At 47.5% G+C, this 21,326-nt stretch carries 19 protein-coding genes, 1 other RNA gene and 1 pseudogene; 16 read left to right on the forward strand and 5 right to left on the reverse strand.

Annotated elements, in window-relative coordinates; all coding sequences use genetic code 11:
• The first annotated feature begins 7 nt into the window (after positions 1–7).
• Entirely contained in the window at positions 8–1,360 is a 1,353-nt protein-coding gene (locus ICV32_RS02300; RefSeq protein WP_215371594.1) for an NAD(P)H-dependent oxidoreductase, read from the forward strand.
• Here the strand turns inward: ICV32_RS02300 and ICV32_RS02305 are convergent.
• Positions 1,338–1,916 (reverse strand): hypothetical protein, encoded by a 579-nt coding sequence (locus tag ICV32_RS02305; protein WP_215371596.1) that lies wholly within the window; start codon positions 1,914–1,916, stop codon positions 1,338–1,340. The genes ICV32_RS02300 and ICV32_RS02305 overlap by 23 nt on opposite strands.
• A 122-nt stretch (positions 1,917–2,038) precedes the next feature.
• Between ICV32_RS02305 and ICV32_RS02310 the strand changes: the two genes are divergently transcribed.
• Positions 2,039–2,347, forward strand: a complete 309-nt coding sequence (locus tag ICV32_RS02310; protein ID WP_251371905.1) for a hypothetical protein — start codon at positions 2,039–2,041, stop codon at positions 2,345–2,347.
• A 35-nt stretch (positions 2,348–2,382) separates the two neighbouring features.
• On the opposite strand, the gene ssrA is transcribed toward ICV32_RS02310, so the two are convergent.
• The 4 genes from ssrA to ompA form a co-directional block, all read right to left on the reverse strand.
• Positions 2,383–2,741: a transfer-messenger RNA gene (gene ssrA, locus ICV32_RS02315) on the reverse strand.
• Between the two features lie 57 nt (positions 2,742–2,798).
• A complete protein-coding gene (locus ICV32_RS02320; protein WP_371817067.1) occupies positions 2,799–3,470 on the reverse strand; it encodes an HAD family hydrolase in 672 nt (223 codons plus the stop codon).
• Positions 3,467–4,165, reverse strand: coding sequence for a bifunctional 2-polyprenyl-6-hydroxyphenol methylase/3-demethylubiquinol 3-O-methyltransferase UbiG (gene ubiG, locus ICV32_RS02325; protein WP_251371906.1), 699 nt, complete (start codon positions 4,163–4,165; stop codon positions 3,467–3,469). The genes ICV32_RS02320 and ubiG overlap by 4 nt, the downstream gene beginning before the upstream one ends.
• 92 nt (positions 4,166–4,257) lie before the next feature.
• Positions 4,258–4,860, reverse strand: a complete 603-nt coding sequence (ompA, locus tag ICV32_RS02330; RefSeq protein WP_215371602.1) for an outer membrane protein OmpA — start codon at positions 4,858–4,860, stop codon at positions 4,258–4,260.
• Positions 4,861–5,006: 146 nt separating this feature from the next.
• Here ompA and gyrA point away from each other — a divergent pair, with 146 nt between their 5' ends.
• From gyrA to ICV32_RS02400, 14 genes and pseudogenes are all read left to right on the forward strand, one after another.
• Positions 5,007–7,688 (forward strand): DNA gyrase subunit A, encoded by a 2,682-nt coding sequence (gene gyrA, locus ICV32_RS02335; protein ID WP_215371604.1) that lies wholly within the window; start codon positions 5,007–5,009, stop codon positions 7,686–7,688.
• Between the two features lie 28 nt (positions 7,689–7,716).
• Positions 7,717–8,811: a 3-phosphoserine/phosphohydroxythreonine transaminase gene (gene serC, locus ICV32_RS02340; protein WP_215372501.1), complete on the forward strand. Its 1,095-nt coding sequence runs from the start codon at positions 7,717–7,719 to the stop codon at positions 8,809–8,811.
• Positions 8,811–9,893 carry a prephenate dehydratase gene (pheA, locus tag ICV32_RS02345; RefSeq protein WP_215371606.1) on the forward strand — a complete coding sequence of 361 codons (1,083 nt, stop codon included), beginning with the start codon at positions 8,811–8,813 and terminating at the stop codon, positions 9,891–9,893. The genes serC and pheA overlap by 1 nt, the downstream gene beginning before the upstream one ends.
• Before the next feature lie 11 nt (positions 9,894–9,904).
• On the forward strand, positions 9,905–11,041 hold the full coding sequence (hisC, locus tag ICV32_RS02350; RefSeq protein ID WP_215371608.1) for a histidinol-phosphate transaminase: 1,137 nt from the start codon (positions 9,905–9,907) through the stop codon (positions 11,039–11,041).
• Positions 11,038–11,907, forward strand: a complete 870-nt coding sequence (locus tag ICV32_RS02355; RefSeq protein WP_215371610.1) for a prephenate dehydrogenase/arogenate dehydrogenase family protein — start codon at positions 11,038–11,040, stop codon at positions 11,905–11,907. The genes hisC and ICV32_RS02355 overlap by 4 nt, the downstream gene beginning before the upstream one ends.
• On the forward strand, positions 11,907–13,226 hold the full coding sequence (aroA, locus tag ICV32_RS02360; protein ID WP_215371612.1) for a 3-phosphoshikimate 1-carboxyvinyltransferase: 1,320 nt from the start codon (positions 11,907–11,909) through the stop codon (positions 13,224–13,226). The genes ICV32_RS02355 and aroA overlap by 1 nt, the downstream gene beginning before the upstream one ends.
• Positions 13,227–13,249: 23 nt before the next feature.
• Positions 13,250–13,915: a (d)CMP kinase gene (gene cmk, locus ICV32_RS02365; protein WP_215371613.1), complete on the forward strand. Its 666-nt coding sequence runs from the start codon at positions 13,250–13,252 to the stop codon at positions 13,913–13,915.
• 110 nt (positions 13,916–14,025) lie between these two features.
• Complete coding sequence (gene rpsA, locus ICV32_RS02370; RefSeq protein ID WP_215371615.1) at positions 14,026–15,699, forward strand: 30S ribosomal protein S1; 1,674 nt, start codon at positions 14,026–14,028, stop codon at positions 15,697–15,699.
• Between the two features lie 39 nt (positions 15,700–15,738).
• Positions 15,739–16,035 (forward strand): annotated as a pseudogene (locus tag ICV32_RS02375) (integration host factor subunit beta); the annotation flags it as partial.
• A gap of 115 nt (positions 16,036–16,150) precedes the next feature.
• Positions 16,151–17,362, forward strand: coding sequence for a lipopolysaccharide assembly protein LapB (gene lapB / locus ICV32_RS02380; protein WP_215371617.1), 1,212 nt, complete (start codon positions 16,151–16,153; stop codon positions 17,360–17,362).
• Between the two features lie 48 nt (positions 17,363–17,410).
• Positions 17,411–18,775 carry a UDP-glucose/GDP-mannose dehydrogenase family protein gene (locus ICV32_RS02385; RefSeq protein ID WP_215371618.1) on the forward strand — a complete coding sequence of 455 codons (1,365 nt, stop codon included), beginning with the start codon at positions 17,411–17,413 and terminating at the stop codon, positions 18,773–18,775.
• Positions 18,776–18,797: 22 nt separating this feature from the next.
• The gene (rfaE1, locus tag ICV32_RS02390; RefSeq protein WP_215371620.1) at positions 18,798–19,730 is read left to right on the forward strand and encodes a D-glycero-beta-D-manno-heptose-7-phosphate kinase; all 933 of its coding nucleotides are present in this window, start codon (positions 18,798–18,800) and stop codon (positions 19,728–19,730) included.
• Positions 19,727–20,746 carry an ADP-glyceromanno-heptose 6-epimerase gene (rfaD, locus tag ICV32_RS02395; RefSeq protein ID WP_215371622.1) on the forward strand — a complete coding sequence of 340 codons (1,020 nt, stop codon included), beginning with the start codon at positions 19,727–19,729 and terminating at the stop codon, positions 20,744–20,746. Before rfaE1 ends, rfaD begins: the two co-directional genes overlap by 4 nt.
• Before the next feature lie 95 nt (positions 20,747–20,841).
• Positions 20,842–21,288, forward strand: coding sequence for a ComEA family DNA-binding protein (locus tag ICV32_RS02400; RefSeq protein ID WP_215371624.1), 447 nt, complete (start codon positions 20,842–20,844; stop codon positions 21,286–21,288).
• The last annotated feature ends 38 nt before the right edge of the window (positions 21,289–21,326 follow it).

A 21,326-nucleotide genomic window follows, 5' to 3' on the forward strand; every position in this document is an offset into this window, starting at 1 on the left:
GCAAGTCATGAGTCTTTATCAACAACTACTTCAGCGTGCCGCTGAGCAAAAACCAATTCGGATTGGATTAATTGGCGCTGGTAAATTTGGTTCGATGTATTTAGCTCAGATCCCAAAGACCCCTGGAGTGCAGTTAGTAGCAGTAGCAGATTTGATGCCCGCTGTTGCTAAACAGAATTTATGCACCGTTGGTTGGGATGCCGCTCAATTGGAGGCTTCATCGATTGATTTGGCGCTTCGTGATCGTACATGCTATGTGACGGATGATTGGCAAGCGATTGTGCAGCATCCAGCAGTTGACGTTGTTGTCGAATGCACAGGCAATCCGATTGCAGCGGTCGAGCATTGTTTGCGCGCATTTTCAGAGGGTAAGCATGTTGTGAACGTCACTGTGGAGGCAGATGCTTTTTGTGGACCCTTGTTGGCCAAAAAAGCAAGAGATGCGAACGTCATTTACTCCCTTGCCTTTGGAGATCAGCCCGCACTGATTTGCGATTTGGTAGATTGGGCCCGCACCTGTGGGTTCCCAGTCGTGGCAGCCGGAAGAGGACACCAATGGTTGCCGCATTATGCCGACTCAACCCCAGAAACAGTTTGGAATTACTACGGTTTAACTCCTGAGCAGGCAAAACGGGGCGGTCTTAATCCCAAAATGTTTAATAGTTTTTTGGATGGCTCAAAGCCTGCTATTGAATCAACTGCGGTCGCTAATGCCACCGGATTAGCCGTACCGAGTAATGGTCTCTTGTATCCTCCAGCCAGTATCGAAGATATCCCTGTCGTCACACGGCCTATTTCTGAGGGTGGGCATTTGGAACAAAAGGGAATGGTCGAAGTAATTTCTTCATTAGAAAAAGATGGCAGAAGGGTGCCTTACGACATTCGGATGGGGGTTTGGGTCACGGTTGAGGCTGAAACCGATTACATTAAGAATTGCTTTGAGGAATACAAAGCTCATACCGATCCGAGCGGACGGTATTTCACGCTTTATAAGCGTTGGCATTTAATCGGGCTTGAGGTTGGTCTGTCTGTTGCAAGTGTGGCCCTTCGTAAGGAGGCTACCGGAGTGCCCTATTGTTGGAATGCCGATGTCATTGCCACCGCAAAACGTGATCTCAATCCAGGCGATGTCCTCGATGGTGAGGGTGGCTATACCGTATGGGGGAAGTTATTACCCGCGAATAAATCGAGTGCAATGGGTGGATTACCTCTGGGCTTGGCACACCAGATTAAAGTCATCAGACCGGTAAAAAAAGGACAAAGTCTTTGTTGGGATGATGTGCTCATCGATAAAAAAACCGATGCTTACAAAATTCGAATGGAGATGGAGCGATTATTTAAAGAAGCGATTCGCGCTTAGTCAATTTCTTATAAAGATCAATTCCAAATTTACAAAGGGAGATAAACAACAGAGCTCCTAAAACATCGCCAACCAGCATTGCAATCGCATTGGAGAGGCTGCCACTCGGTATACCGATTAGCACAAACCATAGCTGATGTAGAGCGGTACTCAAAAGAGCAAAGACCAGCACGCTAATGGCGATCATCTGGATGTTAAGGTTACTCAAATCAGCATTAATTTTGAGATTGCGAACAACCACTAGACGAGCAATGTAAGGGCCAAACCCTGAGATCAGTCCAATCCCAATCATACTAATGATGTCATCGTCCAGATCGCGTTCAAAGGTGATCAATGTAGAGGCAATAGAAATGCCAATTGCTCCGGACAACCCAAAAATTAGTACTAAAAATAGTCGGAGTCCAGCTGGCAGATAAATCCAATTCACGCCGGGGGCGACTTCTAAGAACGCGGTCAGCCAATCATTTAGATAAAACAAGAGGGTATAAGTGAGGGCACAAGCAATAATCGTTTTTGCAGAAATCACTGATTCTGTTGAAGAATTTGCCGTACCCATGAAAAGTTGACGATGATTATTGTTAATAAATTATTTTTTAGTATAGTGTGCATATTATTCTTTTTTAACTAATAAAGTTCATGCCACAACGCTCTTTGTCTTATTTACGTTTTCTGAATTGCTTGGATGCTCTTGATCGCATTAATCCAGGTAAGAAATTAGATTTTACAGAGGAGCAGTTATTAAATCGGGTGATGTTGGCTTGGGATCGTGAACAAACAATTTTGGTTGGTGATTTATTAACTGCCCATGAGCTTGGATCTCAAGCAACCCTTCACGGACGTATTAAAAATTTACAAGTAATGGGCTATATCAAATTATCAATTGATAAAGCCGATGCTCGTAAAAAACATATCATTCCAACAAAATTAGCTTTGAGCCACTACGAAAAGCTCTCCATGCAAATGGAGAGTGTTTTACAAACACGGTAGTTGGCAACTATTTCTGTATAGCCCCAATACTAAATTGGTGGAGTCGGCGGGAATCGAACCCGCGTCCGCAAACACGCTACAACAAGTTCTACATACTTAGTCTAATTATTTAATTTAACCAAGGCAACGCGAATCGACACGCTTTGCATTAGCGATTCACTAAATTTTCGTATCAACCCTCGTGACACGAGTTGATCTTATCTCTTGTAAATGACCCTGATGTAGCTTGCGCTACCTGACCCAAGAGAGAATCAGTTCAGGGGCAGCCGCATTTAAGCGGCTAGTGCGTAACGTTCGTCGTTAGCAGTTATTGCATTCCCATTGATTTACGAGATAACGGGTCCTCGGTATGCCCTTGATGCTTTGTAATCCACGTCGAAACCATGTCGACCCCGGAATTATTTCAACATTAGGACACATATTTTAAGTCTTTAGTGAATAAATTGCACTGTTAATTTGTAAACAAAATTTGATTGAGGTCGTGTGGGTGATGAATCATGTAGTCTGCGCCCCAAGTGTGCGGTGGTTCCTCACATCCGCAATAGCCATAGAGCGCAGCTACTGTTTGCATTCCAGCAGCTTTACCAGACACAATATCCCGAATATCGTCCCCAATATAAATGGCTCGACTCGGATCAACTTTTGCAAGATGTGCGGCATGCAAAATGGGTTCTGGGTGAGGTTTAGAGTGGGGGGTGGTATCGCCTGAGACTACGCAATGCGCTCTTTTTAATAGACCCATTTGCTCGGTAAGTGGCTGCGTAAATCGTTTCTGTTTGTTAGTCACAATTCCCCAAGGGATCTTGCATTCTTCAAGCTTTTGTAAAAGCGCTTCCATACCGTCATACAGTTTGCTGTGAACTAAAAGAGCCTCTTCATAGAAGTTTAAGAAGCGATCACGCAAGGCAAGGAACTCGGGGTGATCGGGATAAATCCCAAAACTTTTCTGAATCAATCCTCGAGCTCCGGCCGATGCCATCGGTCGAAGGATCTCATACGCCATGGGGGCGCGTTGATTAGCGATCAGCAAACGATTGGCTGCAGCAACCAAATCTGGCGCGGTATCGGCGAGCGTGCCATCAAGATCAAAAAAAACCCCCTCAAATACGGGCGTGCCCATCATTGTGGCTTATGGGTTGCCATCATATAGTTCACATCCGTATCGCTGCCTAAGCGATAAATTTGTGTGATGGGGTTGTAGGTCATCCCCTTGAGCTCGATGACTTCCAAACCAGTTGCCCGAGTAAATTGAGCCAACTCGGACGGCTTAATAAATTTTTCATATTGGTGGGTACCTTTTGGAAGCAGTTGCAAAATATACTCCGCGCCAATAATGGCAAAAAGGTAGGACTTTGGATTGCGATTAAGGGTGGAAAAGAAAATATGCCCACCGGGTTTGCATAGCTTTGCACATGCTTGAACTACTGAAGATGGATCGGGAACATGCTCCAACATCTCCATGCAAGTAACTACATCATACGATTGGGATTCTTCCTTTGCCAAGTCTTCGGCCGAAATCGTTAGATAACGAACAGAGGTGCCACTTTCAAGCTGGTGTAACTCAGCAACTTTAAGGGCCTTGCTTGATAAATCAATGCCAGTTACGGTCGCTCCTGCTTTAGAGAGCGACTCAGCAAGTATCCCACCGCCGCATCCCACATCAAGTATTCGTTTGCCTTGTAAATTGGTAATCGATTGAATCCAGCCGAGCCGCAGGGGATTGATGGCATGCAGGGGTTTGAATTCGCTAGTCGGATCCCACCAGCGATGCGCTAGGGCACTAAATTTATCAATCTCACTGTGGTCGACATTGCTCATTGGAAAGCCCATTTAAAAGAATAAGTAAGACTATACAAAAAAAGCAATAAAAAAGCCCGGCGAACCGGGCTTTTGCAGTCCAGAGGACTAAATTACTTAACAGCTTGGGTGCCAACTACTTCGATCACAGCACGACGGTTCTTGGCACGGCCTTCGGCAGTTGCATTGCTGGCAACTGGATCGGCTTTACCTTTACTTTCGGTATAAACACGAGTTGCTTCTACACCGCCATCATTGGTCAAGAATGCTTTAACTGCATTGGCACGGCGCTGGCCGAGGGCAATGTTGTAGGCATCGGTACCGACGCTATCGGTATAACCAACAATAATGACTACTTCAAGCTTCATCTTCTTGATGTCTTGAGCAAGCTTGTTCAAAGTCGCAACACCAGCCGACTTTAGAGTGGACTTGTCAAAATCAAACAAGGTATCTGCTTGCAGAGTAATTTTCTTCTGGGTCACTTTGCTTGCAGCAGCAGGAGCAGCAGCAGGCTTAGGAGCGAGCCAGCCATCGCAATTTGGAGCAGCAGTTGCTGGGGTCCAAGTCGCATCGCGCCAGCACAGGGTGCCATCGCCGTTTCTCCATGGTGTACCAGTGGAGTTAACCCAGTTATCAACATTCTTTGGCTGGGCCATCGCTGAACCGGCAGAAATCGTAATCACTGCAGCGAGTATCAGTTTTAGGGTTTTGTTCATTTTTTATCCTCAAAAAACATTTAATAAATTAATGCAACCGAATCGCCTAAAAGCCCAAAAAAGCCTAAAGCGCTACAACATAAATAGGTACTAACTATCAGAATATTAGCACAGGTTATGTGTCTACGAAATGATATTATTTCGAGATGGAACAAGCCGCTAAAGAAACACTCCCGATATCCCTAGAAGACGAAATGCGGCGGTCCTATTTGGACTACGCCATGAGCGTAATTGTCGGCAGAGCCTTGCCGGACGTGCGGGATGGGTTAAAACCCGTACACCGCCGGGTTTTATACGCCATGTATGAATTAAACAACGATTGGAACCGGGCTTTTAAGAAATCTGCACGTATTGTGGGTGACGTGATCGGTAAGTACCACCCTCATGGCGATACGGCGGTTTATGACACGATCGTCCGCATGGCCCAGGATTTCTCATTGCGCTACATGTTGGTCGACGGTCAGGGTAACTTCGGATCGGTCGATGGTGATAATGCAGCGGCAATGCGGTACACCGAGATTCGGCTTCGTAAGATCGCCCATGAGCTATTAGCGGATTTGGATAAGGAGACCGTTGACTTTGGGCCGAACTATGACGGCAGTGAAAAAGAACCGCTGATCCTTCCTGCAAAGGTTCCCAACTTGTTAATTAATGGCTCCTCCGGCATTGCGGTAGGAATGGCCACCAATATTCCACCTCACAACTTGGACGAGGTCATCAAGGCCTGCCTTCATGTCCTGCATCAGCCGGACTGCACCATTGATGAATTGATTGAGATTATTCCGGCACCCGATTTTCCAACCGCTGGAATCATTTACGGCGTTCAGGGAGTTCGTGAGGGGTATCGGACTGGACGTGGTCGAGTCGTGATGCGTGCTAAGACCCATTTTGAGGATATGGATAAGGGGCAGCGCCAAGCCATCATTGTGGATGAGTTGCCCTATCAAGTGAATAAGAAAAACCTGCTTGAGCGCATTGCCGAGTTGGTCAATGAGAAAAAAATTGAGGGCATCTCGGATTTGCGCGATGAGTCTGACAAATCGGGAATGCGCGTTGTAATCGAACTGAAGCGCGGTGAAGTACCCGAAGTCGTTCTCAATAATCTATATAAGAGCACCCAGCTTCAAGACAACTTCGGTATGAATATGGTGGCTCTGGTAGACAATCAGCCTCGTCTACTAAACCTTAAGCAAATGCTTGAGTATTTCTTGGCACATCGCCGCGAGGTGATTACACGACGTACCATTTTTGAGTTACGTAAAGCGCGTGAACGAGGCCATGTTCTTGAAGGTCTTGCTGTTGCCCTGGCCAATATCGATCGATTTATTGCCATCATTAAGGCAGCAGCTAATCCAGTGGTTGCCAAACAGGAGTTAATGGCTCAAGCTTGGGACTCATCGTTAGTTCGCGAGATGCTAGCCCGCGCTGAAGGCGAGGCTCCAGGTGGTCGTAACGCCTTCCGACCCGAAGGTCTTTTGCCAGAATATGGCATGCAAGACAGCGGACTCTACCGCTTATCCGATGATCAAGCCCAAGAAATTCTGCAAATGCGCCTCCAGCGTTTGACTGGTCTTGAGCAAGACAAGATCGTGAACGAGTACAAAGAAGTGATGGATCAAATTGCTGATCTATTGGATCTGCTTGCAAGGCCTGAGCGCGTTACCAAAGTGATTGAGACCGAGTTGCTCGAAGTAAAGGCGGAGTTTGGTGCTGATGGCAGCGATTCAGGTCGTCGCTCATTCATCGAAATGAATGCCACAGAGCTCTTTACTGAAGATTTAATTACCCCAACCGATATGGTGGTAACACTTTCTCACGCTGGGTACATGAAGAGCCAACCCTTGAGCGAATACCGGGCACAAAAGCGTGGGGGCCGGGGCAAGCAAGCGGCAGCAACAAAAGATGAAGACTGGATTGACACTCTTTTTGTCGCCAATACGCACGATACGATTTTGTGTTTCTCCGACCGGGGTCGGATGTATTGGTTAAAGGTTTGGGAAGTTCCACAGGGAAGCCGAACATCGCGCGGCAAACCAATTGTCAATATGTTCCCCTTAGTCGAGGGCGAAAAGATCACTGTGATTTTGCCGATTCAGGGTTATGAAGATGATCACTATGTGTTTATGGCAACTCGCCGGGGCACCGTTAAGAAAACTCGCTTATCAGACTTTTCGAATCCTCGCAAAGCCGGAATCATTGCGGTTGATTTAGATGAGGGCGACTTTTTAGTTGGAGCGGCTATTACAGACGGTAAGCATGATGTGATGTTGTTCTCGGATGCAGGTAAAGCTGTTCGTTTTGATGAGAATGATGTGCGACCGATGGGTCGCACCGCCCGCGGTGTTCGTGGCATGAATCTCTCGGATGGGCAAGAGGTGATTGCCATGCTAGTTGCTCCTGCGGAAGTTGCCGAGGGGGCTGTGGCGGCAGTTGAAGATGCAGCAGCGCCAAATAGTGTTCTAACCGCAACCGAGAATGGTTACGGTAAGCGCACCCCGATTGCTGAGTACACTCGTCATGGGCGCGGTACGAAGGGCATGATTGCAATTCAGACCAGCGAGAGAAATGGTAAGGTCGTTGCCGCAGCCCTAGTTTCACCAGAAGATCAAATCATGTTAATTACCACGGGTGGAGTGCTCGTTCGTACGCGGGTATCCGAGATTCGGGAGATGGGGCGTGCCACACAGGGCGTCACTCTAATTAACGTCGATGAAGGAACCCATTTATCTGGATTGCAACGCATTGCGGAGAGTGATTCGGATGAAGAAGGCGATGACATGGGCGATGAGCAAAGCAATAGCGAGTCAGATGTATCGCCTGATGCCTAAGCTGAGCCTCGACTAACCGGACTGCATGATGAGTTTTGACCGCCGCATTTATAACTTCGCAGCGGGCCCGGCAACCCTACCCGATGAGGTTTTGGAGCAAGCTCGCGACGAACTCTTGAACTGGCAGGGTCTCGGTACAAGTGTGATGGAAATTAGTCACCGCAGCAAAGAGTTTATGGCGGTCTATGAAAAAACTCTAGCCGATCTTCGTGAGCTCATGGCTATTCCAAGCGATTATGAAATCTTGTTACTACAAGGTGGTGGTATCGGTCAGAATGCGGCAATTCCAATGAACTTGATGCCGCTAGCAAGTAAACCCAAAGCAGACTTTGTAGTGACTGGAATTTGGTCTGAGAAATCAGTGAAGGAAGCGCAAAAATATGGGGAAGCTCATATCGCTGCTAGTTCGCAAGCACAGGGATTTCGATCGATTCCCGATCAAAGCACATGGACCTTATCCCAAGATGCAGCCTATGTACACATTTGTGCGAATGAGACGATCGGTGGCGTTGAATTTGCTAAGTTTCCAAAGCTTGGTAAAACCCCTTTGGTTGCTGATATCTCGAGCAATATTCTTTCAAAAGCAATGAATGTGAGCGAGTGTGGCGTACTTTTCGCAGGCGCTCAGAAGAATATTGGTCCTGCTGGCGTGACCATTGTGATTGTGCGCAAAGACCTCATGGGTCATGCGATGCCCATTACCCCTTCAATCTGGGATTGGGCAAAGGAAGCAGCAAATCAATCGATGTTTAATACTCCACCCACTTTCCCAATTTATGTTTCCGGCTTAGTATTTGAATGGATTAAGCGGCAAGGTGGAGTAGCGGAAATGGAGCGTCGTAGTCAGCAAAAGTCGTCGATGCTATATGAATTTATTGACCAAAGTTCGCTTTATGAAAGTCGTGTGGATCCAAAGTGCCGTTCGAGAACCAATGTTACTTTCTTTCTGAAAGACGAAGGTTTAAATGCAGAGTTTTTGGAACAATCGAGCGCCGCTGGTCTGGCGGCCTTACGAGGTCATAAGGCCGCTGGAGGGATGCGCGCTAGTATTTACAATGCGATGCCAGTTGCGGGCGTTAAGACCTTGGTGGAGTTTATGCGAGAGTTTGAAAGGCGTGCCTAATGTCAAATGATGATCAACGATTGACTCCGCTTCGCGCTCAAATTGATGCGATTGATCAAGAGCTATTAGAGCTTTTATCCAAGCGAGCAAAGGCTGCTCAAGAAGTCGGCCATATTAAGAATGAGTCATCTGCGCCTATTTTTCGTCCTGAACGAGAAAATCAGGTGATCCAGAATGTTTTGCAAAAAAATCCCGGTCCGTTACTGGCTGAGGGCCTTGCTTCGATCTGGCGCGAAATCATGTCCGCATGCCGCGCCTTGGAATCTAAGCAAACTATCGCATATTTAGGGCCAACAGGTACCTTCTCGGAGCAAGCGGCGCATCAATTCTTTGGCCAGTCGATTTCTGGTTTGCCATGCGTGAGTTTGGATGAGGTCTTCAAAGCCGTTGAAAAAGGAGCCGCCACGTTTGGCGTTGTGCCGGTTGAGAATTCCAGCGAAGGCGCTGTTTCTCGAACCTTAGATTTGCTGCTAGAGAGCCCACTGCAAATTAGTGGTGAAGTTGTGTTGCCCATCCGGCATCATTTGTTAACAAAGCATGGAAATTTAGATGGCGTAAAAACGGTTTGCGCCCATGCCCAGGCTTTGGCCCAATGCCAACAGTGGTTAAGTGTGCATGCCCCGCAATTACAGCGTCAAGCCGTCAGTAGTAATGCAGAGGCTGCGCGGATGGCGAGCAAGGATTCAAGTATTGCTGCGATTGCAGGTGAGCCAGCCCAATTGGCGTATGGTTTGCAAATCGTTGCAGCGCAGATTCAGGATGATCCCAATAACCGCACACGATTTGTCGTGATCGGCCAATATGCCTGCCAGCCATGCGGACAAGATCAGACCTCTTTGGTACTGTCGGTTGCCAATCAACCTGGGGCTGTTCACCACTTATTGGGACCATTGGCTAAGCATGGCGTCTCCATGACACGGTTTGAATCGCGACCAGCCCGCAAGGGATCTTGGGAATACCATTTCTATATTGATATTGAAGGGCATACCAGTGATGCCAAGGTAGCCACTGCGATTGCTGAGTTAAAAACGATTGCTGCTTTTTATAAAAACCTCGGTTCCTATCCCCGCGCTAAAAATTAAGAGTCTGATTCATGACCAAAAAAATTGGCTTAGACCATGTGCACGCGATTGCACCCTATGTTGGTGGTAGACCCATTAGCGAGGTAGCGCGCGAGTTTGGTTTAGACGAAAGCGCGATTGTGAAGTTGGCTTCTAATGAAAATCCCTTGGGAATGCCAACATCGGCCAAAGAAGCAATGTTGCGTGCCGCCAATGATCTGGGCCGTTATCCTGATTCCAATGGCTTTGAACTCAAGCAGGTTTTATCAAAACGTCTTGGGGTTCCAGAAGACTGGATTACCTTGGGAAATGGCAGCAATGATATTTTAGAGCTCACTGCTAGAGCAGTAGCGCACGCTGGCGATGCTGTCGTATTTTCTAAACACGCGTTTGCGGTTTACCCTTTGGCAACTCAAGCGATTGGTGCCAAAGCAGTGGAAGTTGCCGCCGATGCAAGGTACGGACACGATCTGCCGGCTATGCTACAGACCCTGCGATCACTCGGGGAAACTGCCAAGTTGGTATTCGTAGCGAACCCAAATAATCCTACCGGTAGTTATCTTGAACCCAAAGTCATTGAGTCATTTCTCACTCAAGTACCACCTCATGTCGTGGTGGTACTAGACGAGGCATATAACGAGTACCTTGCCCCAGAGCAGCGCTACGACGCAATCGCTTGGGTAAAAAAATACCCCAACTTAGTGGTCTCACGTAGCTTTTCGAAAGCTTACGGATTGGCAGGACTGCGGATTGGCTACGGTATTGCACAGCCCCATTTAACGGATCTGCTAAATCGAATTCGACAGCCGTTTAATGTCAATAGCTTGGCACAAGCTGCCGCAATTGCAGCCCTAGGCGACGACGCATTTTTACAGCGGGGCTATGAATTAAATCGAGCCGGTTATGAACAGTTGACAAATGCTTTTGAACAGATGGGTTTAACCTACTTACCCTCATCAGGAAATTTTGTCTTAGTGAAGGTGGGCAATGACAATGAAGCGGGTGCACGCGTTAACCGCGAGTTATTAAAGCGGGGTGTGATCGTGCGACCCGTTGGTAACTATGGGCTACCCCAATGGCTCAGAATCTCGATCGGTTTGCCAGAAGAAAATGCTATTTGCATTCAAGCCCTCAACGCTATTTTGAATCAGCCACAAGGTACGGCATGAGTCGCAATCAGTTTGGAACGGTCGCCATCGTTGGCGTTGGTTTGATTGGCGGATCGATTGGCTTGGCACTAAAGGATGCCGGGGTTGTCACTGAAGTGATCGGGGTGGGTCGAAGCGCAAGCAATCTAGAAGAGGCTAAAAAATTAGGTGCGATTGATCGCATCGATAATCTTGAGGGCGCATGTAAACAAGCCCAGTGGATCGTTTTGTGCGTTCCCGTTGCGCAAATGCGCGCATGCTTTCAAACGATTGAGCCGCATTTAAATCCGCACACTTTAATTACGGATGCAGGCAGCACTAAAAGCGACCTGATTGTGGCGGCCAAGGAGATTTTGGGTAAGAAGGTTTGTCAATTTGTTCCAGCCCATCCGATTGCGGGTGGGGCACAGCATGGCGTTGTTGCCGCAAAAGCTAATTTATTTCAGGGAAAGCAAACCATTATTTGTCAGTTGCAAGAGAACTCTGCTGCGGATGTGGCTTTGGTCGAGAGTTTTTGGCAGGCACTGGGTTCGCGTATCAAACGGATATCGGCAATTCAGCACGATGCAATCTACGCAGCGGTTTCGCATTTGCCCCATTTGTTGTCATATGCATTAATGACGAGCGTTCTCAATTCTGAGGATGCGGAGCAAAAACTTGGTCACGCAGGCGCAGGATTTAGGGATTTCACGCGAATAGCCGCTTCCAGCCCAGAGATGTGGCGTGATATTTGCCTTGCTAATAAATCAGCGATTTTGCAGGAACTGGACCAATATCTTGTGATTGCAAAGGCTCTACGTGAGCTGATTGCTAAAGAGGATTCGCAAGCGCTTGAGAAGGTTTTTCTTAAAGCCAGTGAAGCGCGCAAGCGGTGGGAAGAGTCGTAATGGCGAGCGAGTCATTGCAGATTGGACCTTTTCAAGGCGCTAAGGGTCAGATGACCTTGCCTGGATCAAAAAGTATTTCGAATCGGGCATTGTTACTCGCAGCATTAGCAAGCGGTACGACCACTCTTAAGCAATTACTTGATGCGGATGACACCCAGGTGATGCGTAATGCCTTGCGCCAATTGGGTGTGAAGGTTGAGGATCATGGTCGTGATTGTGAAGTGACGGGTTGTGCTGGCATTTTTCCAGTGAAGCACGCTGATTTATTTATGGGTAATGCTGGAACCGCGATTCGGCCTCTCACGGCAGCATTGGTCATGCAAGAGGGCAAATACCGGCTCTCTGGGGTGCCGCGGATGCATGAGCGACCGATTGGCGATTTAGTTGATGGACTTCAGCAAATTGGTGCACAGATTACTTACGAGCAAGCGGTTGGTTATCCACCAATCCAAATCCATGCAGCTAGGGTTGCACCACCTGAAGTAATTCGAGTGCGGGGCGATGTCTCCAGCCAATTTTTAACTGCTTTGTTGATGGCGCTTCCGCTGGTGACGCGCAAACCGATTCAGATTGAAGTAATTGGCGAGCTCATTTCTAGGCCATACATCAACATTACGATTCAATTAATGGCTCAGTTTGGGGTGAAGGTTAAGAATCCTACGCCGCATCAGTTTGTGATTGCCCCCACCCAAACGGGAGCCGTTTACAAGAGCCCACAAACCCTCTGGGTTGAGGGTGATGCATCCTCCGCATCCTATTTTTTGGCAGCCGGTGTACTTGGCCGTGGTCCGGTGCGCGTTCTTGGGGTTGGTAAAAATAGTATTCAAGGTGATATTGCTTTTGCAGATGCCATTGAGCAAATGGGAGCACGCGTGTTGCGTGGCGATGATTTTTTAGAGACTTGCGGTGTAAATCATCTTGATGGAATGTTGCGAGGGATCACAATTGACTGTACAACGATTCCAGATGCAGCGATGACCTTAGCTGTGATGGCATTATTTGCTCAAGGAAAAACACGATTAGAGAAAATTGCGAGTTGGAGGGTGAAAGAAACCGATCGGATTGCAGCCATGGCAACCGAACTGCGCAAATTAGGGGCTGTGGTTCATGAGGGTGATGATTTCATTGAGATTCATCCATTAAGTAATGGGCAATGGCAGACTCCACCAATGGGAATCGATACCTATGACGATCACCGCATGGCGATGTGTTTCTCGTTAGCAGCTTTTGGTCCGAAGCCAATCGTGATTAATGATCCGCTTTGCGTTGCTAAAACCTTTCCGCATTACTTTTCAGAGTTAGCACGAATCGCTAATTAATTTCTCGTGAAGGAGTACTTGGGTTGAACCAGCCCCCAGTTATTGCAATCGACGGACCTACTGCCTCTGGTAAAGGGACAGTGGCTATGCACGTTGCAAATCACCTTGGATTTCATTACCTGGACAGCGGTGCCCTGTATCGTCTAGTGGCTCTTGCCAGCCAGCAAAATGGTATTTCGCCATCCGATTACGGCGCTTTGGGTGAGCTTGCCCTCACCATGCAGATTGAATTTAAAAATGGACTAGTTTTCCTCGGAAATCTGGATGTCACAGAGGCCATTCGAGATGAGTCGATTGGGGTTTTGGCATCTCAAATTGCAGTTTATCCAGAGGTACGAGATGCTCTATTAGCCCTCCAGAGGGGGTTTCGAAGGAGTCCAGGCTTGGTGGCCGATGGCCGAGATATGGCGAGCCGGATCTTTACCAATGCCCTTTTAAAGGTATTTTTAACTGCTAGTGTCGAGGCTCGGGCGGAGCGTCGATATAAGCAATTGATCGCTAAGGGAATTTCTGCTAGAATGAATGTCCTTTTGCAAGATTTGCAGGAACGTGATGCCCGCGACATTCAACGAGCAACCGCGCCTTTGAAGCAAGCAGAAGGGGCTTATTTGCTCGATACCTCGAAGTTATCCGTTGATCAAGCAGTTGAGCAGGTACTTTCTTGGTACCAAGTTGCAAGTCGTAAATAGAAATTAGAAGTTGAAGTTTGGTGCTTAAGTTAGCTCCTACGGTAAAAAATCCGCTAACTTGAGTTTGATTAACCTAACCCGTCAGTAGTTGACGGCACAAAGTGAACCTCATGTCTGAATCTTTTGCAGCACTATTTGAAGAATCCCTAACTCGTTCTAATATGAAAACCGGCCAGGTTATTTCGGCTGAAGTCGTTCGTATTGATCATAATTTTGTGGTTGTTAATGCCGGCCTTAAGTCCGAAGCATTTATACCCGTTGAAGAATTCCAAAATGACCAGGGCGAGCTCGAAGTTAACCCTGGTGATTTCGTATCCGTCGCAATTGATGCCTTAGAAAATGGCTATGGCGATACGATTTTGTCACGCGATAAGGCAAAACGCCTTGCATCTTGGATGAACCTTGAAAAAGCCCTCGAGGGGGCTGAGATCGTTACTGGTACTGTTACCGGCAAGGTAAAAGGTGGATTGACCGTGATGGTGAACGGTATTCGTGCCTTTTTGCCTGGATCGCTCGTTGATACCCGTCCAATCAAAGATACCAGTCCTTACGAAGGTAAGACGATGGAGTTTAAGGTCATTAAATTGGACCGTAAGCGCAATAACGTCGTTCTCTCGCGCCGTGCGGTGGTTGAGGCCAGCCAAGGTGAAGAGCGTGCGAAGATGATGTCTAACCTCCAAGAGGGTAGTGTTGTTCAGGGCACCATTAAAAATATTACCGATTACGGCGCATTCGTTGATCTCGGTGGTATCGATGGTCTTCTTCACATTACCGACTTGGCATGGCGTCGTGTACGCCACCCCAGCGAGATGCTGACCGTTGGTCAAGAGGTAACTGCGAAGATTCTGAAGTTTGATCAAGAGAAAAACCGTGTTTCTTTGGGTATTAAGCAGTTAGGCGACGATCCTTGGGTTGGTATTGCGCGTCGTTACCCTCCAAACACACGTCTTTTTGGTAAGGTTACTAATCTGACCGATTACGGCGCATTCGTTGAAATCGAGAGCGGCATTGAAGGTTTGGTTCACGTATCGGAAATGGATTGGACCAATAAGAACGTGGCTCCAAGCAAAGCAGTTTCCTTAGGAACTGAAGTGGAAGTCATGGTCTTGGATATTGATGAAGATAAGCGTCGTATTAGCTTAGGTATCAAGCAATGCAAAGCAAATCCATGGGAAGAGTTCTCACGTAGCCATCAAAAGGGTGACAAGATTAAAGGGGCTATTAAGTCGATTACCGATTTTGGCGTCTTTATTGGCTTGCCTGGTGGAATCGATGGTTTAGTTCACCTATCTGATTTGTCTTGGAATGAACCAGGCGAAGAAGCAGTCAAGGCATTTAAGAAAGGCGATGAGCTAGAGGCCGTTGTATTAGCAATTGATGTTGAGAAAGAGCGCATCTCACTTGGTATCAAGCAAATGTCAGGCGATCCCTTCAATAACTTTACCTCGACGAGTGACAAAGGCAGTATGGTCACTGGTACCGTGAAGAGTGTTGATGCGAAGGGCGCTGTGATTGCTCTTGCTGATGAGGTGGAGGGTTATCTGCGCGCCTCCGAGATTTCGACTGATCGTGTTGAAGATGCACGCAATGCTCTGAAAGAGGGCGATTCTGTCACCGCCATGATCATTAATATTGATCGCAAATCACGTTCGATTAATTTATCGATCAAGGCAAAAGATAGCGCTGATCAACAAGATGCTATGAATAAGTTACAGGGCGATGCTGGCTCTGGCACGACTAATCTTGGCGCCCTGTTGAAAGCGAAGATGGATAATCAAAACTAAGGTGATTCCGCCATCCATGCGGTGGCGGGCTAATTAGATATGTCAGATCAAGAGCACCAAGCGATAACCCGTTCTGAGCTTGTAGAGAGCCTTGCGGAGCAGTTTCCGCAACTCTTGCCTCGGGATGTGGAGCTAGCAGTAAAAACCTTGCTTGATACGATGACCCAAGCTTTAGCTGAGGGAAAGCGTATTGAGCTGCGGGGTGTGGGCAGTTTTGTATTGCATCATCGACCTGCTCGTACCGGACGCAATCCCAAGTCAGGAGAAAAGGTTCTCATTCCAGAAAAGCGCGTTCCTCACTTCAAACCAGGTAAGGAACTTCGTGAACGCGTTGATTACAAGCCGCTCGATCAAAAAATTATTCTTGATTCAGGAAGTTCGGGTGCCTAATCCTGTGGTGGTAGATCTCCCAAGGATCTAAAAATAGTACGTCTATTCATTCGCCACTGAAATGATTCAAATTGAAACCGGTTGGTTACTCCTGATCCCCATATTCTTTGGTTTGGGTTGGCTGGCTTCGCGCTGGGATTTGCGCTTAGAGGCACGCCAGGATGAGCGTGAGCGACTAAAACAGCAGCGCTCTACGTTCAAGGGTTTAAATCTATTACTCAATGAACAACCGGATCAGGCGATCGAAACCCTAGTCAAGGTCGCTCAATTGGATCCAGAAACGGTTGATTTGCATTTTTCCCTGGGCAATCTATTTCGTCGTCGTGGTGAGACCGAGCGAGCAATTCGCGTTCATCAACATCTGGCCAACCGTGAAGATTTAAAGCCGCGTGATCGAGATCATGCTGCTTATGAGCTTGGCCGTGATTTTTTGCGAGCAGGCTTATTGGATCGCGCTGAAGCGTCTCTCAATCAAGTCGGTGCGGGTAAATATGCCATACCGGCCAAAGAGAGTCTTTTAGAGATGTACCAGGTTGAGAAGGATTGGAAAAAAGCAATCATTGCTGCTAACGAACTGCAGGGTTTGCAAGACAAAAGCCATCAATTAGAAATCGCGCAGTTCTACTGTGAGATTGCTCAGGAGGCTTTGCGACGGACTGATTTTCCTGAGGCAGAGGGAGCAATCCATCACGCGCTATCGGCAATTCCAAATCATGCGCGCGCTCTAATATTGCAAGGGGATTTCTATTTAGCGAATGAGCGCCCCCAACAAGCGATCGATGTCTGGGCAATCGTGGCGAGAGAAAATCCGGCCTATATGCACTTAGTGGCTGATCGTTGGATGGCGGCACACCATGCTGTAAATCAGGTGAATCTCGGCTTGGATCAATTACTTGGCCTCCTAAAAACACAAGCAATTGGTGAGCTCTTGGATATTGTGCATAAGCATATGATGCAAATTCGGGGGGCTCAGGCGGCCGAGGTGATGTTGGTCGATGTGATGCAACATTCACCGACGCTCAGTGCATTATCAAAGTTAGCGGAAACCCGTTTAGCCTTAGCAGAGGTGACTGGTCCAGAAACGCGGGTGGCTGATCTTAAATCCACTCTTGGATTGTTAAAACAGCGGACAACCGCCTTAGCACGTTATACCTGTGGAAATTGCGGATTTCGAGCAAGGCGTTTTTATTGGCAATGCCCTGGCTGTAATCATTGGGAGGCATACTCACCGCGACGGACTGAAGGCGCAGTTCCAAGTGGTCCGTCGATGTAATAAATCATGCAAATCATCCAGTTAATATTCGATATTTAGGGGTAAGGATTGAAAGTTACTATCGTTGGCAGTGGCTATGTAGGATTGGTTACCGGGGCGTGTTTAGCCGAACTTGGTAATACGGTTTTTTGTTTAGACCTCGACCAAAAAAAGATCGATATCTTAAATTCTGGCGGAGTCCCAATTTACGAACCCGGATTGCAAGAAATGATTGCTCGCAATCGCTCTGCAGGGCGCATTCAATTTTCAACCGACGTTGCGGCGGCTGTTGAACATGGTGAAATTCAGTTTATTGCCGTAGGTACCCCCCCGGATGAAGATGGCTCTGCGGATCTGCAGTATGTGATTGCTGCGGCTCGTAATATCGGTAAATACATGAATTGTTCAAAGGTCATTGTTGATAAGTCGACGGTGCCGGTCGGTACAGCTGAAAAAGTCACGGCAGCGATTGTTGAGGAGTTAAAAAAACGTAATTTAGATCCTGCATGGTGCTCGGTGGTTTCTAACCCGGAGTTCTTGAAAGAGGGTGCTGCAGTCGAGGACTTCATGCGCCCAGATCGCATTGTGATTGGCACTAATCAGGATGCTGCAGGTCTGCGCGCTAAAGAACTCATGCGTAAACTTTATGCGCCATTTAATCGGCATCACGAGCGCACCTATTACATGGATGTAAAGAGTGCTGAGCTGACAAAATACGCTGCTAATGCGATGTTGGCCACGCGTATCTCGTTTATGAATGAGCTTGCTAATTTAGCGGATGCGGTTGGCGCTGATATTGAAGCGGTACGTCAGGGTATTGGTTCGGACTCGCGGATTGGCTATGGATTTTTATACGCAGGAACTGGCTATGGTGGTTCTTGTTTCCCTAAGGATGTGTCGGCCTTATCCAAAACTGCCTTACAGCATGGACGAGATCTAAAAATCTTAGAGGCTGTCGAGGCTGTTAATCGCGAGCAAAAGACGATATTAATTGAAAAGATCACTAAACGTTTTGGTAATGATCTTTCTAAGCATCGATTTGCAATGTGGGGTTTGGCATTTAAACCGAATACCGATGATATGCGAGAGGCGCCTAGTCGCTTCATTATTGCGGAGCTGGTTAAGCGGGGTGCCCAAGTGGTCGCTCATGATCCAGTAGCAATGACCGAGGCCCAACATGCACTTGAATTGGATTTTCAGACAAAGCCCGATGAACTTAAGCGGGTTTCTTTAGTAAAGACTCCTGAGGATGCCTTAGCAGGGGCTAGCGCATTAATCATTGTGACCGAGTGGAAGGCATTTCGTAGCCCCGATTTTGATCACCTAAAGCAAGCAATGCAAAATCCGATCATTTTTGATGGGCGTAATCTGTATGAGCCCCAGTCGATGACTGAGCTTGGTTTTGAGTATTACGGTATTGGTCGGCATAATTGAGTTATGAATTGAATCTAGAGCGATGACCGAAAAAGCCGACCGTACACAATTTAGCAAAACCCGCCTTTTGGTAGTGGGTGATGTCATGCTCGATCGCTATTGGTTTGGCGATACGAGTCGCATATCGCCTGAGGCCCCAGTTCCTGTGGTGCAGGTTGGCAAGATCGATGAGCGCTTAGGCGGTGCAGCCAACGTAGCTCGTAACGCTTCTGCTTTGGGAGCGCAAACTAGTCTACTAGGGGTAATTGGAGTTGATGAGGCCGGCAAACGAGTGGAAGCCTTATTGCACGACAGTGGCGTGCATAGCTGCTTACAGACGGATTCGCAGGTGCCTACTACCGTTAAATTAAGGGTCATAGCCCGGCAGCAACAATTGATTCGTTTAGACTTCGAGGAGGCTCCAAGTTCGGGTTCCCTGGCTCAGAAGCTCAAGCAGTTTGAGACATTACTGCCCGAGACCGATGTTGTCATCTTATCGGATTACGGTAAGGGCGCCTTAGAGCAAGTGACCAGCATGATTGCGCTAGCCAAGGCAAAACAAAAGATTGTTCTGGTCGACCCAAAGGGTGATGCGTACGCGAAGTACAAAGGTGCGAACGTATTAACTCCCAATCGCAGCGAATTGCGGCAAGTGGTCGGCGTGTGGTCGAGCGAAGCAGAGCTTAATCAAAAGGCTCAGGCCTTGAGAGAGCAGCTTGAGATCGACGCTTTACTGTTAACCCGCTCTGAGGAGGGCATGACATTATTTACATCGGCTGGCGCAAGTCATGTTCGTGCCCAGGCGCGGGAGGTATTTGATGTGTCAGGCGCTGGGGACACCGTGATCGCTACTTTAGCAGTCGCATTGGCTGCCAAATGGCCTCTGGAGCGTGCGATGGCCTTGGCCAATCGCGCTGGAGGCATAGTGGTCGGTAAACTGGGAACGGCAACCGTTTGTGCAGAGGAGCTACAGTGACCTATATTGTGACTGGTGCCGCCGGATTTGTGGGCGCCAATATTGTTCGTGCTTTAAATGCCCGTGGTGAAAAAAATATTATTGCGGTCGATGATTTGCGACCTGCAGACAAATATCGCAATTTGGCCGATTTGGATATCGCAGATTACGTTGATAAAAATGATTTTTTAGAGGGATTTCATGAAGGCTGGTTTGGAAAAGTAAAAGCAGTTTTTCATGAGGGGGCTTGTTCGGACACGATGGAGGCTGATGGAGTTTTCATGATGAACAATAATTATCAGTACTCCATCAATCTTTACGAGATTTGTACTAATCAAAAGGTTCCATTTCTATATGCATCATCGGCTGCAACCTATGGAGGGTCCGATACGTTTGTGGAAGATCGGCAATATGAGAAGCCGTTAAATATTTATGGGTACTCAAAATTCCTATTTGACCAATACATGCGTGCACGTATGGCCGAGAAGGCTCCGACAGCTCAAGTTGTAGGATTTCGGTATTTCAATGTATATGGACCGCGCGAATCTCATAAAGGGCGGATGGCCTCGGTTGCATTCCATCATTACCATCAGTTCAAAAAAAACCAAACAGTCAAATTATTTGGAGAATATGGCGGTTACGCACCAGGTCAGCAATCGCGCGACTTTGTTTCCGTTGAAGATGTGGTGAAAGTGAACCTCTTCTTCTTGGATCATCCAGATAAGAGTGGTATTTTTAATCTGGGTACCGGTCGCGCTCAACCCTTTAACGACGTTGCACTGGCAACCGTGAATACTATGCGCAAGCTCGCCAATCAGTCGGCGTTACCCTTAGCGGATCTAGTTCAGCAGGGACTTATTCAATACATTCCTTTCCCGGATGATTTACAAGGTAAATATCAGTGTTTTACCCAAGCTGATCTCACACAATTGAGGGCCGCAGGTTATACGGATCACTTCCTAGATGTTGAGCACGGTGTCAGTCAATATATCAAATGGCTATCGGCTAATTCTGATTTTTTAGCAAATCCCCTCTAGATCATTTATTTCGTCAACCCAATCGACCATTGGGCGTTGAGGAAAGCCGTGACACATTCGTCATGGATTATTCATCAACCGCAAAGGAGAAATATATGGGTTTATCGTCTTTGTTTCATACATCCGCTAACGCCTTATCCAAACAATCGATGATTGGCATGATGGCTTTAGCGCTGGCATTGCCGCTTAGTACATCCTTTGTAAATGCTGCTCCAGTCAACGTCAACACGGCAAGTCAAACTGAGCTAGAGAGCATTCGTGGACTGGGACCCTCAAAAGCAAAGGCAATTATTGCTGAGCGAGAAAAAGGCGGGGCATTTTACGATTCATATGATTTGCAATCGCGTGTTCGAGGTATTGGTGAGCGCTCAGTTGGCAAATTAATGGAGAATGGCTTGAAAATTGAAGGCCAAAGCGGATACCGTGAAACAAAAAGTAGCCCTCGTGCAGAGGCGCGTTCCACTAAAAAGACACCGAAGTATCAAGCTAAAGCGCCTGCGGCGGAGGGCGAGCGATCGACTGGTTCGCGTCAGCGCTATTGAAACCAACTGCTTTTGATGGAGTTGTCGCTAAAATAAGT

This window comes from Polynucleobacter sp. MWH-UH24A (assembly GCF_018687475.1).
Taxonomy (GTDB): domain Bacteria; phylum Pseudomonadota; class Gammaproteobacteria; order Burkholderiales; family Burkholderiaceae; genus Polynucleobacter.

What these genes read in the sequence shown, in the direction of transcription:
- ICV32_RS02300 (WP_215371594.1), top strand. Translation starts at nt 8, where the DNA reads ATGAGTCTTTATCAACAACTACTTCAGCGTGCCGCTGAGCAAAAACCA.
- ICV32_RS02305 (WP_215371596.1), bottom strand. Translation starts at nt 1,916, where the DNA reads ATGGGTACGGCAAATTCTTCAACAGAATCAGTGATTTCTGCAAAAACG.
- ICV32_RS02320 (WP_371817067.1), bottom strand. Translation starts at nt 3,470, where the DNA reads ATGATGGGCACGCCCGTATTTGAGGGGGTTTTTTTTGATCTTGATGGC.
- ubiG (WP_251371906.1), bottom strand. Translation starts at nt 4,165, where the DNA reads ATGAGCAATGTCGACCACAGTGAGATTGATAAATTTAGTGCCCTAGCG.
- ompA (WP_215371602.1), bottom strand. Translation starts at nt 4,860, where the DNA reads ATGAACAAAACCCTAAAACTGATACTCGCTGCAGTGATTACGATTTCT.
- gyrA (WP_215371604.1), top strand. Translation starts at nt 5,007, where the DNA reads ATGGAACAAGCCGCTAAAGAAACACTCCCGATATCCCTAGAAGACGAA.
- serC (WP_215372501.1), top strand. Translation starts at nt 7,717, where the DNA reads ATGAGTTTTGACCGCCGCATTTATAACTTCGCAGCGGGCCCGGCAACC.
- pheA (WP_215371606.1), top strand. Translation starts at nt 8,811, where the DNA reads ATGTCAAATGATGATCAACGATTGACTCCGCTTCGCGCTCAAATTGAT.
- hisC (WP_215371608.1), top strand. Translation starts at nt 9,905, where the DNA reads ATGACCAAAAAAATTGGCTTAGACCATGTGCACGCGATTGCACCCTAT.
- ICV32_RS02355 (WP_215371610.1), top strand. Translation starts at nt 11,038, where the DNA reads ATGAGTCGCAATCAGTTTGGAACGGTCGCCATCGTTGGCGTTGGTTTG.
- aroA (WP_215371612.1), top strand. Translation starts at nt 11,907, where the DNA reads ATGGCGAGCGAGTCATTGCAGATTGGACCTTTTCAAGGCGCTAAGGGT.
- rpsA (WP_215371615.1), top strand. Translation starts at nt 14,026, where the DNA reads ATGTCTGAATCTTTTGCAGCACTATTTGAAGAATCCCTAACTCGTTCT.
- lapB (WP_215371617.1), top strand. Translation starts at nt 16,151, where the DNA reads ATGATTCAAATTGAAACCGGTTGGTTACTCCTGATCCCCATATTCTTT.
- rfaE1 (WP_215371620.1), top strand. Translation starts at nt 18,798, where the DNA reads ATGACCGAAAAAGCCGACCGTACACAATTTAGCAAAACCCGCCTTTTG.
- ICV32_RS02400 (WP_215371624.1), top strand. Translation starts at nt 20,842, where the DNA reads ATGGGTTTATCGTCTTTGTTTCATACATCCGCTAACGCCTTATCCAAA.